The sequence below is a fragment of the Yinghuangia aomiensis genome (genome assembly GCF_039542225.1).
In the GTDB taxonomy this organism is placed as follows: Bacteria; Actinomycetota; Actinomycetes; order Streptomycetales; family Streptomycetaceae; genus Yinghuangia; species Yinghuangia aomiensis.
The window spans coordinates 123,701-141,667 of sequence record NZ_BAABHS010000015.1; the positions used below are offsets into that span (position 1 = coordinate 123,701).

Sequence of the window (17,967 nt, forward strand, 5' to 3'; positions counted from 1 at the left end):
CGGCCGGAGCCCGGCTCACGGGTAGGCCGCGAGCCGGGCCTGGTCCAAGTCGGCGAGGATGCCCTGGAGCTGTCCCGGGTCGGCCACATACGCCAGCACCGCGCGGTAGAACGCGCCGCGCATCGCGCCCGGCATCAGGTCGGACGCGTCGAACCGGATCGTGTCGGCGTCCCGCAAGGCCTGGCCGATGCCCTGCGCCACCGGGTTCACCGGGTAGGCGTCCGCCGGGACGCCGCGGTTCGGGCTGAGCGAGCCTTCCCGGGCCCACCTGGTCTGCGCCTCGGTCCCGGCGAGGTAGGTGAGCAGCTTCCGGGCCGCGGGCGTGTCCCGGAACATCGCCATCACGTCGCCCGCGACCTCGCGCGCGGGTGCCGCGGTGGCACCGGCGCTCGCCGCGGGGGCCGGGAACGGGGTGAAGGCGAAGTCGACGCCGGGCTGCGGGCTGCCGGGCGCGGCGCCGTACCAGCCGGAGGCGAACGACGCCTGCTGCTCCATGCCGCAGCGCGGCGGGGACGCGACCAGGCCCGTGCCGGCTTGGTCGTAGGAGGTCAGCAGCGACGCCATGGGGCCGCCCGAACCGGCCGCGAGCAGGTCGCCCCAGGCCTGCCACGCGGAGGTGATCTCCGGTGAGGTCCAGGCGAGTTCGCCGGACACCCAGCGGTCGTAGACCTGCGGTCCCGACCGGGTGAGCACCAGGTTCTCGATCCAGTCGGTGCCCGGCCAGCCGGACGCCGAACTGGACGCCAGCCCGAAGCACCACGGCTGGATGCCGGCCGCGGACAGCGCCCGCGCGGCGGAGGCGAGTTCGGAGGCCGTGGCGGGCGGCTTCAGGTTGTGCGCCGCGAACGTCTTCGGGTCGTACCAGAGCAGCCCCTTCAGCGCGGCCTTGACCACGACGGCCACCCGGCGGCCGTCGACCCGGCCGAGGGTGCGCCAGTCGGCGGCGTAGGAGCCGTCGGTGGCGGCGAGTTCGGGGATGGTGTCGAGCGGCACGATGCGGCCGGTGCGGGCGTAGTCGATGAGGTCGCCGGGTGTGGAGAGCGCGGCCAGGTCGGGCGGCGTGCCCTGGTCGACGCGGGCGGCGAGGACGGCGTCGACGTCGCGGGTGCCTTCGTAGCGCACGACGATGCCGGTGTCGCGTTCGAACGGGGCCACGACGCGCTCGAACGCGTCGGCCTCCGCACCGGTCCAGGTGCCCAGCACCGTCACCGTCGTGCTGTCGCCGGAACCGCCGCAGCCGCCGGTCAGCAGCGCCGCGCACAGTACGGCCGCCACGGCGGCGGCGGTCCGCCGCAGGCCGCGGGCCGGGCGCCGGGTGTGCGCGCCGGTGGCCGTGGCGGTCGTGGCGGTCGTGGTGCGGGTGTTCGTGCCGGGCCGCATGGCCGTCACCTCCCCGTCCGGTACTCGTCGTAGCGTCGCCACAGCCCCCACAGGCCGGCCGCCAGCGCGGCGGCGCACAGCAGCGGGCCGCCGATGCCGAGGCCTTGCGCGTCTCCGGCGTCGGCGAGGCGGCGTTCGGTGTCCTGCCGGGTGGCGGCGAGCGCGGACGCCAAGGCCGCGTCGGCGTCGGTGGCGAGGCCGGTGAGGGTTTTGGGGCCGCCGCCGAGCAGCAGGCGTACCGTTTCGCCGTCCCGCGGCGCCAGGTCGGCGGAGCCGGCCGGGGGCGGGGGACCGAAGCCGCGGCCGCGGATCTGCGCCACGACGTCCCGGATCGACGCCGCGTCCTGCCGGGCCCGGGCATCGGGCAGCGCCGGGTCGGCGAGCGCGCGGAGCGCGGCGTCCGAGGCCGCGCGGTGGTCGTCGCCCACGCCGCGCGACACCAGCGCCAACGACTCGGCGCCGACGACGCGTTGCACGTTCGTCCGGGCCTCCCAGAGCGCGGCCATGCGGGTGGTGCCGCTTCCGGCCGCGGTGTCGATCCGGTCCCGGGTGCGCAGCGCGTTGCTGGACTGCCAGGCCGCCAGGACGAGCAACAGGACCGTGGCAAAGGCAAGTTGCGGATTGATACGGCGCCGGAAGCGCCCCGCCAGATAGATCTGGATGCCGACGAGGACGACGATCGCAAAGCCCACGGAGATCGCGAACGGGAGGACGGCTCCGGTCGACGTCCAGTAGCCGTCGCGGGTCTTCCGCACGGACGCCAGTTCCGCGTCGCGGAGTTGGCCGACCCGGGCGAGGATGCCGGTGTCGGAGGCGTGCAGCAGGTCGGACGCGTAGGCGACCCCGGCGACCGCCAGTGGGCCTTCACGCCCGGACTGCGCCATGCCGACGAGCCCGGTGTACTCGATGATCAGGCCGTCCACAGCGCGCAGTTGCGCGGCCTCCGTGCCGGACGAGCCGATCCGCTCGCGGGCGTCGGCGAGTGCCTGCCCGGCGGTCTTCACGGCGTCCTGGTAGTCCGTTCCGGGACCCGTCAACGGGAAAGCCCCGGAGGCGAGTTCGCGGGACGCGGCCCGGTCGGCCTCGGTCAGCGCCGCGGCGACCTGGTCGAGCGCGAGCACGGCCGGGACCGTGCGGGCCCGCAAGGCGTCCGCGTCGTCCCCGGCCCGGGCGACCCGCAGACCCGACGTCGCCGCCACCAACGCGATCCCGGCCACCAACAGCGCGGCGAGCCACCGCAATCGGCCGGGGGTGGTACGAGGCTTCATGGAGCGCGCTCCCCTCGTCGATCCGGCAACCGTACGGAAGCCCCGGCCGGGAAGCCACACGCAACTCCCTGTTGACTTGTCTTGACCGGCAGTGCTAGTCAGCGCCCGCCGACTTTGTCCGCCGCGTTTCTCATCCGACCTTCATGTGCGGCTCAGAACCTTCCCAGCACGCGCCTCCAGCGTGGGCCCATGACCACATCGCCCGCACTCGCCAAGAGTGCCGACACGCCCGAGCCGCCCGGCGCCCCACCCCAGCACCGCCGCCAGCGGCTGGTCGACGTGGTGGTCCCGGTCTACAACGAACAGCACGTGCTGGAACGCAGCATCCGGCGCCTGCACACCTACCTTCTGCACGAGTTCCCGTTCGCCTTCCGCATCACCATCGCGGACAACGCCAGCACCGACCGCACGTGGCACATCGCCGAGTTCCTCGCCGCCGAGCTGCCGCACGTCCGCGCCGTCCACCTCGACCTCAAGGGCCGCGGCCGCGCGCTGCGCCGGGTCTGGGCGGCCAGCGACGCCGACGTGGTCGCCTACATGGACGTCGACCTGTCCACCGACCTCGACGCCTTCCTCCCCCTGGTCGCCCCGCTGCTGACCGGGCACAGCGACCTCGCGATCGGCACCCGGCTGTCCCGCGCGTCGGACGTCGTGCGCGGCCCCAAGCGGGAGTTCGTGTCGCGGACGTACAACCTGCTGCTGCGCGCCACGCTCCGCGCCCGCTTCTCCGACGCCCAATGCGGCTTCAAGGCGGCACGCACCGAGGTCGTGCAGCGGCTGCTCCCGCTCGTCGAAGACGAGGCGTGGTTCTTCGACACCGAACTCCTGCTGCTCGCCCAGCGCTCCGGACTCCGGATCCACGAAGTCCCGGTCGACTGGGTGGACGACCCGGACAGCCGCGTCGATGTCCTGCGCACCGCTCTCGACGACCTGCGCGGCATGGCGCGCGTGGGACGCCGCATCGTCGGCGGCACGTTCCGCGTGCCGATGTCGCCGCGCACCCGCGACGCGCACCTGCCCACCGGCATGCGGCAGCAGCTCCCCCGCTTCGCCCTCGTAGGCGTGGTCAGCACGCTCGCCTACATCGTCCTGTACGCGCTACTGCGCGAGGCCATGCCCGCGCTCGTCGCCAACGCCCTGGCGCTGCTGGTGACCGCGATCGGCAACACCGCGGCCAACCGCCGGTTCACTTTCGGCGTCCGCGGCCGCACCGATGCGATGCGGCACCAGGCGCAAGGCGCGATCGCGTTCGTCCTCGGCCTCGCGGTGACCAGCCTCGCGCTCGGTGCGCTGCACCTGTTCGCGCCGGGGGCCTCCCGCGGCGTCGAACTCACCGCGCTGATCGTCGCGAACGCACTCGCCACGCTCGTCCGGTTCCTGCTCCTCCGGGTGTGGGTCTTCCGGCACACCGCACCACCGGCGGCCGAACCCGCCGCCGCATCCGACTCCGACACCCTCACCGAGGTCTCTTGATGACCGCGATCCATCCCGAATCCGCCGCACTCGACCCGGCGTCCACCGCACGCGACGAGGCCCGGAGAGTCCGCGGCTGGGCGGCCCGCTTCGTCCGCGGCCGGGACACCGACGCCGCCTGGGTGCGCCCGTCGCTGCTCGCGCTGCTCGCCGTCACCGGCTTCCTGTACATCTACAGCCTCGGCGAATCCGGCTGGGCGAACTCCTTCTACTCGGCGGCCGTGCAAGCCGGCAGCCAGAGCTGGAAGGCGATGTTCTTCGGCTCGTCCGACGCGGCCAACTTCATCACCGTCGACAAGCCGCCCGCGTCACTGTGGGTCATGGACCTGTCCGCCCGGGTGTTCGGCGTCAACGCGTGGAGCATCCTGGTGCCGCAGGCGCTGGAAGGCGTCGCCGCGGTCGGGCTGCTGTACCTGGCCGTCCGACGCCGGTTCAGCGCCGCGGCGGGGCTGGTCGCGGGCGCGGTCATGGCCCTGACACCGGTCGCGGCGCTGATGTTCCGGTTCAACAACCCGGACGCGCTGCTGGTACTGCTGCTCGTCGCCGCCGCGTACGCGGTGCTACGCGCACAGGAGACCGCGGCGACGAAGTGGCTGGTGTGGGCGGGAGTCTTCATCGGCTTCGCCTTCCTCACGAAGCTGCTCCAAGCCTTCGTGATCCTGCCCGCGTTCGCGATCACCTACCTGCTGTTCGCGCCGACCGGCTGGTGGCGGCGCATCCGACAGCTCCTGTACGCCGGTGTCGCCCTCGTCGTCGCGGCCGGGTGGTGGATCCTCACCGTCGAACTGTGGCCCGCGTCGTCGCGGCCCTACATCGGCGGGTCGCAGCACAACTCGATCCTCGAACTCACCCTGGGCTACAACGGCTTGGGCCGCCTCAACGGCGACGAGACGGGCAGCGTCGGGGGCGGCGGCCGCATGCAGGTCCTCCCGGGAACGTCCGCCGAAGCCCTCGGCCAGCTGCCGGGCGGCGCGCCCGGCGGCGGCCGCGGGCCGGGCGGCGGGATGTGGGGCGAGACCGGCTGGAACCGGCTGTTCAACCCGGAGAACGGCGGGCAGGTCTCCTGGCTGCTCCCGGCCGCCGTGGCGCTGCTGCTGGCGGGCCTGTGGATCACCCGGCGGCGTCGCCTCGCCGACGGGCAGCGCGCGGCGTTCGTGCTGTGGGGCGGGTGGCTGCTCACCACGGTCGTGGTGTTCAGCTACATGAAGGGCATCTTCCACCCGTACTACAACGTGGCGCTGGCTCCGGCGATCGGTGCGCTGGTCGGCATGGGCGGCGTGCTGCTGTGGGAGAAGCGGCGGTCGTGGAAGGCGGCTCTCGCGCTGGCGGTGGTCGTCGCCGGGTCGGCGTACTGGGCTTACCGGCTGCTCGACCGGACGCCGGACTGGCACGGCTGGCTGCGGTACGCGGTGCTCGTCGGCGGCGTGGTCGCGGCGGCGCTGATCCTCGCCACGACGCGGTTCTCCGCGCGGATCGTGGCGGTGGGGGCGTCCGGAATCGCGCTGGCGACGGTGCTGGCGGGTCCGGCGGCGTACACGTGGGCGACCGTGACCACCCCGCACGAGGGCTCGATCCCGTCGGCGGGGCCGTCGGGCGGCGGCTTCGGCGGACCCGGCGGGCGCGGTGGGCCTGGCGGGGGGATGCGGATCTTCAACGGGCAACCGCCGCAGGGGGCCGGTCAGGGGAACACCGGGGGGCAGGCTGGCCAGGGCTTCGCCGGTGGTCAGGGCGGCCAAGGCGGCCAAGGCGGCCCGGGTGGTCAGCAGCAGCCCGGACAGGGCGGGTTCCCCGGCGGCGGCCAGGGCGGCATGCCCGGTCAGGGCGGCCAGGGCAATCCGGGCGGCCAAGGCACGCAGGGCGGCCAGAGCACGCAGGGCGGTATGCCGGGCGGCCGGAACGGCACCGCCAACCCCCGCGAGAACTTCGCGATCGGCGGCCCCGGCGGCGGCGCGGGCGGACTCCTCAACGGCAGCAACGCCGGCAAGGAGGTCACCGCGAAGCTCAAGCAGGACGCCGGCAAGTACACGTGGGTCGCCGCCGCGGTCGGCTCGAACAACGCGTCCGGCTACCAGCTGGCGACCGGAAAGCCGGTGATGGCCCTCGGCGGCTTCAACGGCAGCGACCCGTCGCTGACCCTGGACGAGTTCAAGAAGCTGGTCGCCGCCGGCAAGATCCACTACTTCATCGGCGGCGGCAACTTCGGCGGGAGCATGGGCGGCAGCTCGTACTCGTCGGAGATCGCTTCGTGGGTCGAGTCCGCCTACACGGCGCAGACGGTGGACGGGGCGACGCTGTACGACCTGACGCAGCCGAAGGCCTGATCCGGCGGCGGGCCTGATCCGGTCGGGGGCGTTGGCCCAGCCGTGGACCTGGGCCCAGCCGTGGACCTGGCCCCGGTTCGGGCGGGCGACGCTGCGGACTATCCGGCGCCCGGCGGCGAGCCGTTCGCCGCCGGACCGCACCGCGCCGCACTGCACCGCACTGCACCGCACTGCACCGCACTGCACCGCGCCCGACCTGGCTTCACGCCGGGTCGGGCGCGGTTTCCGCGTCTGCTTCGGCTTCGGCGGCGTCGAACGCGGGCGCGAGCGGGGCGAGCGCGGCACGGAGCCGGTCGGGCAGGGATCCGGTGGGGACGACCAGTCCCCCGGCGGCGTCGCCCTCGGCCGGCTGGATCCAACCTTCCACCGCGATGCGCACGGCCGCGGCCACGCTTGCCGCGAGAACGCGGGCCGTGGGCGCTTCGGCGTCGCCTCCCAGGCGTTCGGCGAGCACCACCGTCAGCGGGGGCTCGATGGCGGCGGCGGCGTCGAGGAAGGCGTGGCGCAGCGCGGGGCGGGTGGTGATGAGCAGAAGTGCTCGGGGATCGCGGTCGTCCGCGTCGGTGTACTGCCCGACCACGGCCTCGGTGACGGCATCCGCCAGGCGTACTCCCGTCGGCCGGGCGGCGACCGCGGCCGCGATCCGCGCTTCGCGGTCCGCCGTGACCGCGGAGACGATCGCCTGCTCGCGGCTCGCGAAGTAGTTGTTGTAGGTGCGCGGCGAGACTCCGGCGGCGTCGGCGATGTCCTCGACTCGGACGTTGTCGGGCCCACGTTCCAGGGCTAGGCGCAGCGCCGCTTCGCGGAGTGCCTCGCGGGTGGCCTGCTTCTTCCTGTCCCGCAGCCCTGGCGGTGGTGTGGTCACGGTGCCAGGCTCCCACACTAAACTGCGTGCACGCAAAATTGCCTGACCGCAAACTTGCGTGCACGCACTTTTCTCTGCCAGTCTCGGCCGCCTACCGAGACCGACAGAAGGGGACGCCGCCATGCGAGCACGAGGCATGACCTACGACACCGGATTCCTCGTGCACGGCCGGAACTCCCGGGAACACTTCGACCCGGCCGTCGTGCGGCGCGAACTCGCAGTCATTCGCGACGACTTGCACTGCAACGCGGTCCAGATCATCGGCGGCGACCCGGGTCGCTTGGAAGTGGCCGCCGCTGCCGCGTCCGAACTCGACTTGGAGGTCTGGTTCTCGCCCTACCCGCTGGAGCTGGATCCGGAGCAGATCCTCACCCTCTTCCGCGACTGCGCCGAGCGCGCGGAGCGGCTCCGGCGGCAGGGCGCGGAGGTCGTGTTCGTCGCCGGCGTCGAACTCAGCGTCATGGACCGCGGATTCCTGCCCGGCGACAGCGTCGAGGAGCGGGTGGAAGCGCTGCTGGGCGATCCCGAACGGCGCGCCGAAGCAATGCGCGCGGTAGGCGTGCGGATCAACGCCTTCCTTCGCGAGGCCGTGGCCGCGATCCGCGACTGCTTCCGCGGCAAACTCACCTACGCGTCGATCCAGTTCGAACAGGTCGACTGGACTCCGTTCGACTTCGCGACGTTCGAACTGATCCGCTCCGCCGAGGTCGCCGACCGCTTTCGGGAGGGGGTGCGCATCCTCGCCCAAGGCCCGAAGCCGGTCGCCATCACCGGCTTCGGCACCGCGGCCTACCGCGGCGCGGGAGACCGCGGCGGCCGGGTGCTGGAAGTCGTCGCGTACGACCCGGAGACCAAGGCGCCGCTGCGGATGGACGGCGTCTACGAACGCGACGAGCCGGGCCAGGCGGCCTACTTGGCCGAACTCCTGGAGATCTTCGAGTCCGAGGGCGTGGACAGCGCCTTTGTGTACCTGTTCTCCCTGCCCGGGTACCCCCACCGTCCCGACGGCGACCCCCGGGACGACTTGGACCGGGCAAGCCTCGGCATCGTCAAACTCCTCGAAGCCGGGCGCGGCGAGACGTACCCCGACATGGATTGGGAGCCGAAAGCGGCCTTCAACGCGGTGGCGCGGCAGTATCGCCGATGACGACCAGGGCGACGGTCAGCTCGCACCACACGGTCTTGCCGGCCCGGTGTCCGCCGCCGCCCGCCGGTTCGGGGTACGCGCCCCAGCGGTCCGCGAGCGCGGTCACCAAGGCGAGGCCGCGGCCGGACACATCCTCGGGCGACGCGTAGCGCGGGCAGGGGAGTTCGCTCGTGCCGTCGGACACCTCGATGCGGAGCAATCCGAAGGCAAGGAAGCAGCGCACGCTGATCAAGTCCAGTGACGTGCTGCCCGATACGGCGGCTCCGTACCGGAAGGCGTTGGTGACCAGTTCGCTGACGAGCAGGACGGCGGTGTCCGCGGAGTCCGCCGAGATCCCCCACTCGTCGGCCGCCTCGCGGAGCAGCAGTCGAGCCCCTCCCGCACAGCGCGGGTCGCGGATGAACTGCCATTCCGTCTGGTGGCGGGATTTCGACCATGCGAAGGGTTCGGGGGCGGTCAAGGCCAGGGGGTGCGCGTCCATCGCCGTCCAGGGATCTCGTGGCCGATCGGGGGCCGGCTGCCGCCGATGCCGAATGTGTGGGTTCCGTGCAATTGGCCTCCAGCCTGCGCTTTGCTGCTTAACCTGCTCAGTAGCGACCCGGGTACGCAGCGTGGCGTCCCGACGGTGTTCAGGGGGAGGAAGGCATGACGGAGACGAGTTCCCAGCCGCCGATGGCGTGGCGCTACTGCGGAAATCAAGTCAAGCTGTGGCGCACCCGCGCGGGCGTCAGCCGAGAGCAACTGGCGGACGAGGCCGGGTACGGCGCCGAGACGATCAAGTCGATGGAACAAGGCCGCCGCCGCGCAACCGTGCATGTCCTGACGATCGCCGACGAGATGTGCGGCGCAAACGGCCTGCTCCTCGCGGCACAGGATTACTTGAAGCCGGAGAAGTTCCCTGCGCGGACGCACGAGTTCATGGACGCGGAGGCGTCGGCAATCGCGATCAACTCGTATCAGTTGGGCTTGATCCCGGGGTTGCTCCAAACCGAGGAGTACGCGCGCACGTTGATCAGCGAGTCTTATCCGCCCTTGGACGACGAGACCATCGACGAGCGCGTAGCAGCGCGCATGCAACGCCAAGAGAAGCTGACACAAAGGCCCTACGCACGCTTCGGGTTCGTCATCTATGAAGCCGCCCTGCGCACCTTGGTCGGTGGACCCGACGTCATGAAGCGCCAGTTGCGGCACCTGCGCGAAGTCGGCGGATTCCGCAACCTGTCGATCCAAGTGCTCCGGGCGGACGGCGGCACGACGCTCGGCCTCACCGGCTCGGTCGTGCTGCTGGAGACGGGCGAGCACGAGCACTTCGCATACGTGGAGGGGCCAGAGACCAGCGCCCTCTACTCCGATGCGGAGACAATCCACCACTTGACTCAGCACCATGGAATGATCCAGGCGCAGGCCCTCAATGCAGAGGATTCCGCGCGGCTCATCGCTGAGGTAGAGGAGCAACTGTGAACGGCGAACTGGCGTGGCGCAAGTCCAGCCACAGCGACAACCAGGGCGGCGAGTGTGTCGAGGTGGCGACCGTCCCGGGCCTGATCCTGCTTCGCGATTCCAAGATCACCGCGGGACCGCGGCTGGCTATCGGAGCCGGCTCCTGGAACGCCCTCCTGTCCGCAACAGCACGCGAGCTGAAGGCCTGAACCCACGCAGTCGACGTGTAGTTGCGGATGTATGCCCGCAACTACACGTATACGGCGGTACTGCACGGGGAGGTCTGCCAGCCGCGGCCCCCGGCCCTCTACCTCGCGCCTTGTTGCGCCGCAACGTCGGCAAGAACGTGCTCGTGAAGTCGCTCAGCACAAAGCTGCTTTCCACATAGCGATTTCCCGAAGCAACGTGCGGGTGCGCGGCCGCGCCGGTCTCCACGCCCCACGGGCCAAGCCCTCAGACCCCACCCAACGAGCCCTCCCACGTGAACCCGCAGGCCACCGCGGCTCCGCCCCCCTGCGCCCGCTACACCCCGCGCCAAGCCTCCGTCACGCTTCCCTCCTCGAAGTGCCACCACCCCTCCCCCTGCCCCCGGACCAGCAGTGCCTTGATCGCTCGCAGATCCGCACCCACCGGAACGTCGAAGGCAACCAACGGGAACTCCTCGCTGAACGCCTCGCCGCCCAGGCCGAACTCCGCCAGCCGCTCGTGCACCGCCGCGGCACTCCGTCCGAGCGGGCCGTCCGGGACGGGCAGCACGCGGATCGTGCAGCCGCCCGACGACGCGACCTGCCCGACCGCCCAGTGCACCCCGTCGGCGTCCGTCGTGAACCGCACGATGTCGCCGCAAGCGACCCCGTCCTGCAGGAACGGCACGTTCTCGATCCGTGCCGTGTCCGGTCCCACCTGGACCGCCCACAGCCCCTCGCGGTCGTGCGGCAGCCAACCTTCCCGCGGCACGAACCGGAACCACACCTTGATCCGCCGCACTTCGGCCGCGACGGACTCACCTGCACCGGGGACACTCATGGCCGTCATGATCGCCCAGCCGGCACCGGGAGCATGTGCCGGCCGGCGAGCGCCCCGCCCCCTCACACCCTGACGGGTACCAGAACCTCCGCCTCGGTTCGATGTCCACATCGCGCCGAGGACGACGATTGATCCGATTGGCCGACTAACATGCATGGCGTCCCGGCCAAGCCGACCTGTTGTCGGCGAGTGCTGCGGTCGGCGGGCCCCGTTCGAGGAACATGCGAAGGCCCTGCCCATGAACGGTAATCCCGAACACATCCCGTCCCGGTTCAGACGGCGCGCGGCATTGCGCCCGGCTGCGTCCTCCGAGCCCCGGATCCGGGGCCACCGGGGCTTCCACGCCGCGGTCTCGCTCGCCCTGACCGCCGTTGTGCTCTCCGCGTGCAGCAGCGGCGGCACGCAGAAAGCGGCCGACGGCAAGGACGCCGCGTCGAACGCGGCCTCCGCTCCCGCATCGAAGGCGCCGAAGGCCGCGCCGCTGCCGTCCGTGCCGCCCGTCATGGCGCCCGCGTGGAAGACGCCACGGCTCGGGAAGGACGCCGCCAAGTTCACCTCCGAGGACTTCGACCCGCGGAATCCCAAGAACAGCAAGGAAGCCCGCGACGGGCTGATCGCGGCGTGGCCCGTCGGGGACCGCTACTTCGTCGGCCGCGGCACGGGCGTCGAGATCTACCAGCTCGCCACCGGGCAGCGCATCGGCACCGTCGCGGCGCCGAAGCCCGGCCTCCAGCCGTGCGGCATGACCCCGGGTCTCAACAAGGACGGCATCGGCGCCGTCGCCTGGTGGGAGGAGACCACCGACTACGTGTTCGGCGCGTGCCGCTACCTATCCGTCGTGGATGCCCGCAACGGCGGCAAAGTCCTGTCCACGTCGGGCTTCGCGAGCGCGAAGAAGGACGGCAGCCCGCTCTCCGTGTACAACACCCAGCTCGGCTTCGTCGGGGACGACCTCGTTGCCGCGACGACCCTCACCAGCGTGGTCGCCTTCCGGGTGTCCGACGGCGGCGAGGCCTGGACCTGGCGCAACCGGACCACCCCCGAGACGCTGGTCTCGATCAAGAGCATGGCGACGTCGCCGGACACCATCGCCGTCCTCGCCGACGCCAGCCCCACCCCGATGCGGCAGGAGCACGAGCTGGTCACCCTCGACCGGAACGGGCGGCAGATCGGTGCCGCACCCACCCCGCTCCAGGTCACCGATCCGACCGACGACGCGGAACTGCTCTCCATGGACCCGCTGACGGTCATCACCAAGCCGGAGAGCGGCTTCTCCCGGGTCCCGGCGCTGATCCACGTCTTCGACCGCGCGGGTGCGCCGAAGAACACCCCGTTCCCGCTCAAGGCCGACCAAGGCCCCATCGACGTCAACGCCGACTTGGGCCAGGACTCGCACAAGTGGTTCAACCTGCGGGTGACCCGCACCACGCTGTACGCGACGACCACGTTCACCATGTCCGACGGCGGTGGCATCGACGGAGTAGTGGCGTTCGACATGAACACCGGCGCACTCCGCTGGAGCCGGCCGGGCGCCGACTCCGAGCGGCCCCACCTGGCCCTCGCGGACGACGACCGTCTGCTGGTGGTGAACACGTCGTCGCGGACCTTCCTCGTCGACACCTACGCGGCCGCCGACGGGCAGGTGACCCCGGTCAGCAAGGTCGAGTTGAAGGACCCGTCGCAGAGCTTGCCCTCGGCCATGCACCTCGACTTCGCGGACAACCGCCTGCTCGTCTCCGCGCTGCGCAGCCACACCTTCGGCACCGAGGCATTCGCCGCGGCCGGCTGACCGGGGCCGCGGCCAGACGCCGATGCGCGCCAGGATCTCCGGCCCGGTCCTGGCGCGCACCTCGTCCACCGCGACGTCCGGCGCGAGTTCGACGTCGAAAGACCCAAGCCGGACCGAGGCCTCGGCACGCGTGCACAACCTCCGCCGCCAAGTCGTCCGCCGGACAGCACCATCCGATCAGGACCGCGGCGCCGCACTCACAGCCGCAGCCCCGGCTGCTCCCTCCCGGCGCAGGTCCTCCGGCATCGCCCCAAGCTGAGCCTTCAACGCCCCCTCGTCACCGGGAAGTTGCGTCACCCCGGCCGCGTGAACAGCACCGCCGCCCACCACCGCGAATCGAACCCCCGGAGCCTGCGCCGCAGCCGCATCCACCGCCCCCGCAACATGCTCCCCAGCACCCACCACCAGCCGGCACTTCCGCCCCACCAGGCTGTTCACATACGGCACAGCCTCATCCACCGACCCCACCACCACCGGCAACCGCTGCACGTTGACCCCACCAGCCGCCGCAGCCTCCTGCATCTGATCCCAGAGCTGAGCCGCGCCCGCCTCGTCCTGCGCTTGGACGAGAAGACAGGCCACCGGACTCAAGAAGCATTCCGCGCCTCCGGCAAATTAGCTCCTGCATCACCCCTACCCCTCGACAGAACGTGGGAGAAAATCAGAAAAACGATCAGGGCTCTCCACGAGACGATGGTCAAAATTCATTCAAGAGAGCAACCAAAACGGACAGCCGTCAGCAGGTGTTGTCGTCGAGGTCGCGAAACGAACACGCGTGGTACACAGGCGGCGTTGCACCAAGGCCCGTGCGGACACGGCAGATGCCGACGGCCGGCTCAGCCGCGAGGGAGCCGATAGGTGGATGGATGCATGCCCGCCCGGTCAGCGGAAGTGCAGGTGTCGACGATCTTCGGGCTGCCGCCCTTCGCCGCGTCCTCCATCAGGACGACGACGCAGCGCGCTCCATGGGCCAAGTCACCCAACCCCACCGCGGACTCCTCATCGCCGGGCAACGTACCGGAGCGGTGGTCAAGCCCAGTTCTTGAACGGATGGCTCGGCGCCAGACCAAGGTCAGTCGCACGCGTCGGCGCGGTATTGGGCGATTGCCCCGGCGGAAGGTCGACCGTGGCCGTGGCCTTGGACAGCTTCGCCGTGGGCGGGCCGAGTCCGGAGGAACTGACCGAGGCAAGCCGGAGCATCGCGTCGTCCACGACCCTGCCGGGCGTCGGGTGCGCCGGCATGTGCCTGGCAATGAAGTCGCGCGTTGCCTGGCCGATTCGGGCGGCGGCATCGATGCCTCCGTCCGTTTCCACCCCGTGGCCGCCTCCGGTCGAGAGCAGCGCGATGCTTGCTCCGGCTGCTCTGGCGTTTCTCACGAATTCCTCGATGGAACCCGGCGGACAGCGGTTGTCGTCGGTCGCCGCGGTGGTGAGAGTCGGGACCATGAGCTTGTGGGCGTTCGGTGCCGGCCACTCCCCGGACAGGTCACGGCCTACCAGGAACGTCTGGTTGAAACCGAGCCGGATCGATGGCCAGGTGTCCGGGTCGTTCACCAACGTGTGGACGTCGACCGGCGGCACCTTCCCGACGACGAACCGCCACACCCCGGGCTGGTGAATGCCCGCCGAGAGGGCCAGAAGCCCGCCCCACGACGTGCCCTGGATGCCGAGGCGCTGCGGATCGATCACCTTGCGGGCCGAGAGATGGTCGCGCACCGCGGCGATGTCGTCCAGCTGGCCCATGAGGGGATCCTGGAAGCGCTTCTCGATCCAGTCGAGTCCCTGCCCGGTGGATCCCGAGTAGTTCAGGCGCACGACGGCGTATCCGTCCTCGTTCAACGCCCGTTCCTCCGGGTTGAACACGTCGGTGTCGTGCCAGAACGGCCCTCCGTGGATCAGGAATACCGTCGGCCATCCGCCTTCCGGCCGCTGCCCCCGCGGAACGCTCACCGAGTACGGGACGGATCGCGGCCCGGGCGGGGTCACCCCGTAGTCGCGGTCCGACGCGCCGGGGATCACTTCCGGCTGCGGCCACCGCGGATCGGCGCCGAGCGCGTTGCTGCCGGGGTCGAATGCCAGGTAACCCCGCCGGTGGCGCGGGCCACTGACGGCGACGAGCATCCGTCCGTCCGGCAAGGGGCACGCGTCGGTGGCCAGGTTGCCGGTACCGGGCAGCTTGGCCTCCTCCACCCCCAAGCCTTCGGGCATCCGCAGCGGTTGCGTGGTGCGATCGAGGAGGTCGTGGACGTACAGGGCCGTTCGGCCCCGCCGATGCGCCGTGATCAGCAACTTGTGCGGCGGTGCCGAACGACCGGCCGGATCCGGGACAGAAGGCACCCAGCTCCCCAGCAGGTCGGCCTCCTGCAGGGACGGGTGGTCGATCCGCCGGGACTGCCCGGTCGCCATGTCCACGACCGTCAGCCCGAGGTGGCCGTGCGGCGAACGGTCCTGGTAGAGCAGGCGCTGGTCCCCGGCCAAGGGGGAGAACTGGGCCCGGCGGAAGTACGCCCACCGGGCCTCGGGAAGCTCGGTGGTCTCTCCGGTCGCCAAGTCACGTACGTGCATGCGCTTCAGGTAGGGATCGTCTTTCGTCGCGAACGCGACGGCGGCGCGCGTACCGTCCGCGGAAAGGGCTTGGACCATCGACGGCCCGGCCGGGTAGACGCCGACCGGCGTCGCCCGAAGCTGCGCGTCGATCCGGTAGAGGCGGGTGAAATCACCGACGGCGACTCCGGCGACGGTCACCTCTCCGGTGGTCTGGAAGCCGCCGACGCCCAACCCGACGGGCATATCCGGCACCACCTCCGGAACAGCGCCCTCGTCCAGGGACTGGCGTACCCAGCGCCCCCGCTCGGCGCCGTCGGCCTGGAACCACCACACCGCTCGGCCGTCGGGCTCCACCTCGTAGTGGACCACCTCTGCCCCGTCCGGCGTCAGCCGGCGCAACTCGCCGTCCGGAGAACCGGGTTCGCGGACGAAAAGACCCGTGCCGCCGGCCAGGGAAACGCGAACCACGACCGGCGTCCCCGCGCGTGCGGCCTTGGCTTGCAGCACGGTCACGACGGCATCCCGGACGGAGACCCCTGGCGACGCCGCTTCAACGGTCCCTCCCGCCTTCGCTTCCGATCGAACACCCCGGAGCCGGAAAGGGTCGGCCCGACGCACGTCCTCGTGACGAAGACGGCGGGGAAGGACTGACCCGGCCACGGTCACCGACCGAAACCGCCACCTTACCCCTGGCAGCAGGCGCGAGCGGGGGGCCGACCGGGCTGCCTACGCCGCGCGCCAGGCCTCCGTGACGCACCCCTCCTCGAAGTACCACCACCCCGCGTCCTGCCCGCGGACAGGCATCGCCTTGACCGACCGCAGGTCCGCGTCGGCCGGGACGTCGAATGCGACCAGCGGGAACTCCTCGCTGAACGCCTCGCCGCCCAGGCCGAACTCGGCCATCCGCTCGTGCACCGCCGCGGCACTCCGCCCGAGCGGGCCGTCCGGGACGGGCAGCACGCGGATCGTGCAGCCGCCCGACGGCGCGACCTGTCCGACCGCCCAGTGCACCCCGTCGGCATCCGTCGTGAACCGCACGATGTCGCCGCGAGCGACCCCGTCCTGCAGGAACGGCACGTTCTCGATCCGTGCCGTATCCGCGCCCACCGGAACCGCCCACAACCCCTCGCGGTCGTGCGGCAGCCAACCTTCCCGCGGCACGAACCGGAACCACACCTTGATCCGCCGCACTTCGGCCGCGACGGACGCACCCGCACCGGGGACACTCATGGCCGTCATGATCGCGCGGCCGGCACCGGGAGCGTGTGCCGGCCTGCGAGGGCCCCCGGCCCCCTCACACCCTGACGGGTACCAATACCTCCGTCCCCGTCTTGTCGCGGACCTCCTCCACCGTGACGTACGGCGCGAGTTCGACCAGGCGCAGGCCGTCCGGGGTGATGTCCAGCACCGCCAGGTCGGTGATGATCCGGTGCACGCAGGCCCGTCCGGTCAGCGGAAGGGTGCAGGTGTCGACGATTTTCGGGCTGCCGTCCTTGGCCGTGTGTTCCATCAGGACGACGACGCGGCGGGCGCCGTGGACCAAGTCCATGGCGCCGCCCATGCCTTTGACCATCTTTCCGGGGATCATCCAGTTCGCGAGGTCACCGGAAGCGGACACCTGCATGGCACCGAGGATGGCCATGTCGATGTGGCCGCCGCGGATCATGCCGAAGGACAACGCCGAGTCGAAGCAACTGGCGCCCGGCAGAAGGGTGACGGTTTCCTTGCCCGCGTTGATCAGGTCCGGGTCCACGTCGTAGACGTGCGGGTACGGGCCCACGCCGAGCAGGCCGTTCTCCGACTGCAGGACCACCTCGACGCCGGGCGGGACGTGGTTGGGGACCAGGGTCGGCAGGCCGATGCCGAGGTTGACGTAGGCGCCGTCGGTGAGTTCGGCGGCGGCGCGCGCCGCCATGAGTTCGCGTGTCCAGGCCATCAGCGTCCCGCCTCCACTCGGATCGTGCGCTTCTCGATGTGCTTGTCGGCGGCCTGTTCCCACGTCAGCGGCACCACGCGCTGCACGAACACGCCCGGCAGGTGGATCTCGTCGGGGTCCAGCTCGCCCGGCCGGACGATCTCCTCGACTTCGGCGATCGTGACGCGACCTGCCATCGCCGCGAGCGGGTTGAAGTTGCGTGCGGAGCGGTCGAAGACGAGGTTGCCGTGCCGGTCGCCGCGGGCGGCGCGCACCAGCGCGTAGTCGGTGGTGATGCCGCGTTCGAGGAGGTACTCGGTGCCGTCGAAGTCGCGGACTTCCTTGGCCGGGGAGGCGACCGCGACGCCGCCGTCGGCGTCGTACCGCCACGGCAGTCCGCCCTCGGCGACCTGGGTGCCGACGCCCGCCGGGGTGTAGAACGCGGGGATGCCGCAGCCGCCCGCGCGCAGCCGTTCGGCGAGGGTGCCCTGCGGGACGAGTTCGAGTTCGATCTCGCCGGCCAGGTACTGCCGCGCCAGTTCCTTGTTCTCGCCGACGTACGAGCCCGTGGCGCGTGCGATGCGGCCCGCGCCGAGCAGCATGCCGAGGCCGAGGCCGTCGACGCCGCAGTTGTTGGAGACGATCGCGAGGCCGCCCGCGCCTTGTTCGTAGAGTGCGGCCAGCAGCACGGTCGGGATCCCGCAGAGCCCGAAGCCGCCTACCGCGAGCGTCGCGCCCTCGGGTATGTCCGCGACGGCATCTGCCGCCAATTCGACCACCTTGTCCATGGGGGTGG

At 71.4% G+C, this 17,967-nt stretch carries 16 protein-coding genes; 6 read left to right on the forward strand and 10 right to left on the reverse strand.

Translation table 11 applies throughout. The features are described from left to right. Positions 1–15: 15 nt before the first annotated feature. Both ABEA93_RS21695 and ABEA93_RS21700 read right to left on the reverse strand, forming a co-directional pair. Positions 16–1,380, reverse strand: a complete 1,365-nt coding sequence (locus tag ABEA93_RS21695) for an ABC transporter substrate-binding protein (protein ID WP_345677332.1) — start codon at positions 1,378–1,380, stop codon at positions 16–18. 5 nt (positions 1,381–1,385) lie between these two features. Further along, entirely contained in the window at positions 1,386–2,648 is a 1,263-nt protein-coding gene (locus tag ABEA93_RS21700) for a hypothetical protein (protein ID WP_345677333.1), read from the reverse strand. 189 nt (positions 2,649–2,837) lie between these two features. Here ABEA93_RS21700 and ABEA93_RS21705 point away from each other — a divergent pair, with 189 nt between their 5' ends. Further along, positions 2,838–4,121: a bifunctional glycosyltransferase family 2/GtrA family protein gene (locus ABEA93_RS21705; protein ID WP_345677334.1), complete on the forward strand. Its 1,284-nt coding sequence runs from the start codon at positions 2,838–2,840 to the stop codon at positions 4,119–4,121. Next, positions 4,121–6,442, forward strand: a complete 2,322-nt coding sequence (locus tag ABEA93_RS21710) for an ArnT family glycosyltransferase (RefSeq protein ID WP_345677335.1) — start codon at positions 4,121–4,123, stop codon at positions 6,440–6,442. Before ABEA93_RS21705 ends, ABEA93_RS21710 begins: the two co-directional genes overlap by 1 nt. A gap of 202 nt (positions 6,443–6,644) precedes the next feature. On the opposite strand, the gene ABEA93_RS21715 is transcribed toward ABEA93_RS21710, so the two are convergent. After that, complete coding sequence (locus tag ABEA93_RS21715) at positions 6,645–7,307, reverse strand: TetR/AcrR family transcriptional regulator (protein ID WP_345677336.1); 663 nt, start codon at positions 7,305–7,307, stop codon at positions 6,645–6,647. A gap of 121 nt (positions 7,308–7,428) precedes the next feature. Here ABEA93_RS21715 and ABEA93_RS21720 point away from each other — a divergent pair, with 121 nt between their 5' ends. After that, a complete protein-coding gene (locus tag ABEA93_RS21720) occupies positions 7,429–8,454 on the forward strand; it encodes a glycoside hydrolase family 113 protein (protein WP_345677337.1) in 1,026 nt (341 codons plus the stop codon). Here ABEA93_RS21720 and ABEA93_RS21725 read toward each other — a convergent pair. Next, complete coding sequence (locus tag ABEA93_RS21725; protein WP_345677338.1) at positions 8,423–8,935, reverse strand: ATP-binding protein; 513 nt, start codon at positions 8,933–8,935, stop codon at positions 8,423–8,425. The genes ABEA93_RS21720 and ABEA93_RS21725 overlap by 32 nt on opposite strands. 164 nt (positions 8,936–9,099) lie before the next feature. Between ABEA93_RS21725 and ABEA93_RS21730 the strand changes: the two genes are divergently transcribed. After that, complete coding sequence (locus tag ABEA93_RS21730; protein WP_345677339.1) at positions 9,100–9,915, forward strand: helix-turn-helix domain-containing protein; 816 nt, start codon at positions 9,100–9,102, stop codon at positions 9,913–9,915. Further along, positions 9,912–10,103 carry a DUF397 domain-containing protein gene (locus tag ABEA93_RS21735; RefSeq protein ID WP_345677340.1) on the forward strand — a complete coding sequence of 64 codons (192 nt, stop codon included), beginning with the start codon at positions 9,912–9,914 and terminating at the stop codon, positions 10,101–10,103. The genes ABEA93_RS21730 and ABEA93_RS21735 overlap by 4 nt, the downstream gene beginning before the upstream one ends. A gap of 313 nt (positions 10,104–10,416) precedes the next feature. Here ABEA93_RS21735 and ABEA93_RS21740 read toward each other — a convergent pair whose 3' ends face one another. Then, positions 10,417–10,920 carry a DUF4265 domain-containing protein gene (locus tag ABEA93_RS21740; RefSeq protein ID WP_345677341.1) on the reverse strand — a complete coding sequence of 168 codons (504 nt, stop codon included), beginning with the start codon at positions 10,918–10,920 and terminating at the stop codon, positions 10,417–10,419. 238 nt (positions 10,921–11,158) lie between these two features. Here ABEA93_RS21740 and ABEA93_RS21745 point away from each other — a divergent pair, with 238 nt between their 5' ends. Continuing rightward, entirely contained in the window at positions 11,159–12,709 is a 1,551-nt protein-coding gene (locus tag ABEA93_RS21745; protein ID WP_345677342.1) for a hypothetical protein, read from the forward strand. 177 nt (positions 12,710–12,886) lie between these two features. Here ABEA93_RS21745 and ABEA93_RS21750 read toward each other — a convergent pair whose 3' ends face one another. The 5 genes from ABEA93_RS21750 to ABEA93_RS21775 all read right to left on the reverse strand — a co-directional run bounded on the left by ABEA93_RS21750 (position 12,887) and on the right by ABEA93_RS21775 (position 17,959). Beyond that, complete coding sequence (locus tag ABEA93_RS21750; protein ID WP_345677343.1) at positions 12,887–13,300, reverse strand: hypothetical protein; 414 nt, start codon at positions 13,298–13,300, stop codon at positions 12,887–12,889. Between the two features lie 438 nt (positions 13,301–13,738). Continuing rightward, positions 13,739–15,769: a S9 family peptidase gene (locus ABEA93_RS21760; protein WP_345677344.1), complete on the reverse strand. Its 2,031-nt coding sequence runs from the start codon at positions 15,767–15,769 to the stop codon at positions 13,739–13,741. 213 nt (positions 15,770–15,982) lie between these two features. Beyond that, positions 15,983–16,486: a DUF4265 domain-containing protein gene (locus tag ABEA93_RS21765; protein ID WP_345677345.1), complete on the reverse strand. Its 504-nt coding sequence runs from the start codon at positions 16,484–16,486 to the stop codon at positions 15,983–15,985. Positions 16,487–16,550: 64 nt separating this feature from the next. Then, complete coding sequence (locus tag ABEA93_RS21770; RefSeq protein ID WP_345677346.1) at positions 16,551–17,192, reverse strand: CoA transferase subunit B; 642 nt, start codon at positions 17,190–17,192, stop codon at positions 16,551–16,553. Then, the gene (locus ABEA93_RS21775) at positions 17,192–17,959 is read right to left on the reverse strand and encodes a CoA transferase subunit A (protein WP_345677348.1); all 768 of its coding nucleotides are present in this window, start codon (positions 17,957–17,959) and stop codon (positions 17,192–17,194) included. The genes ABEA93_RS21770 and ABEA93_RS21775 overlap by 1 nt, the downstream gene beginning before the upstream one ends. Positions 17,960–17,967 lie beyond the last annotated feature (8 nt).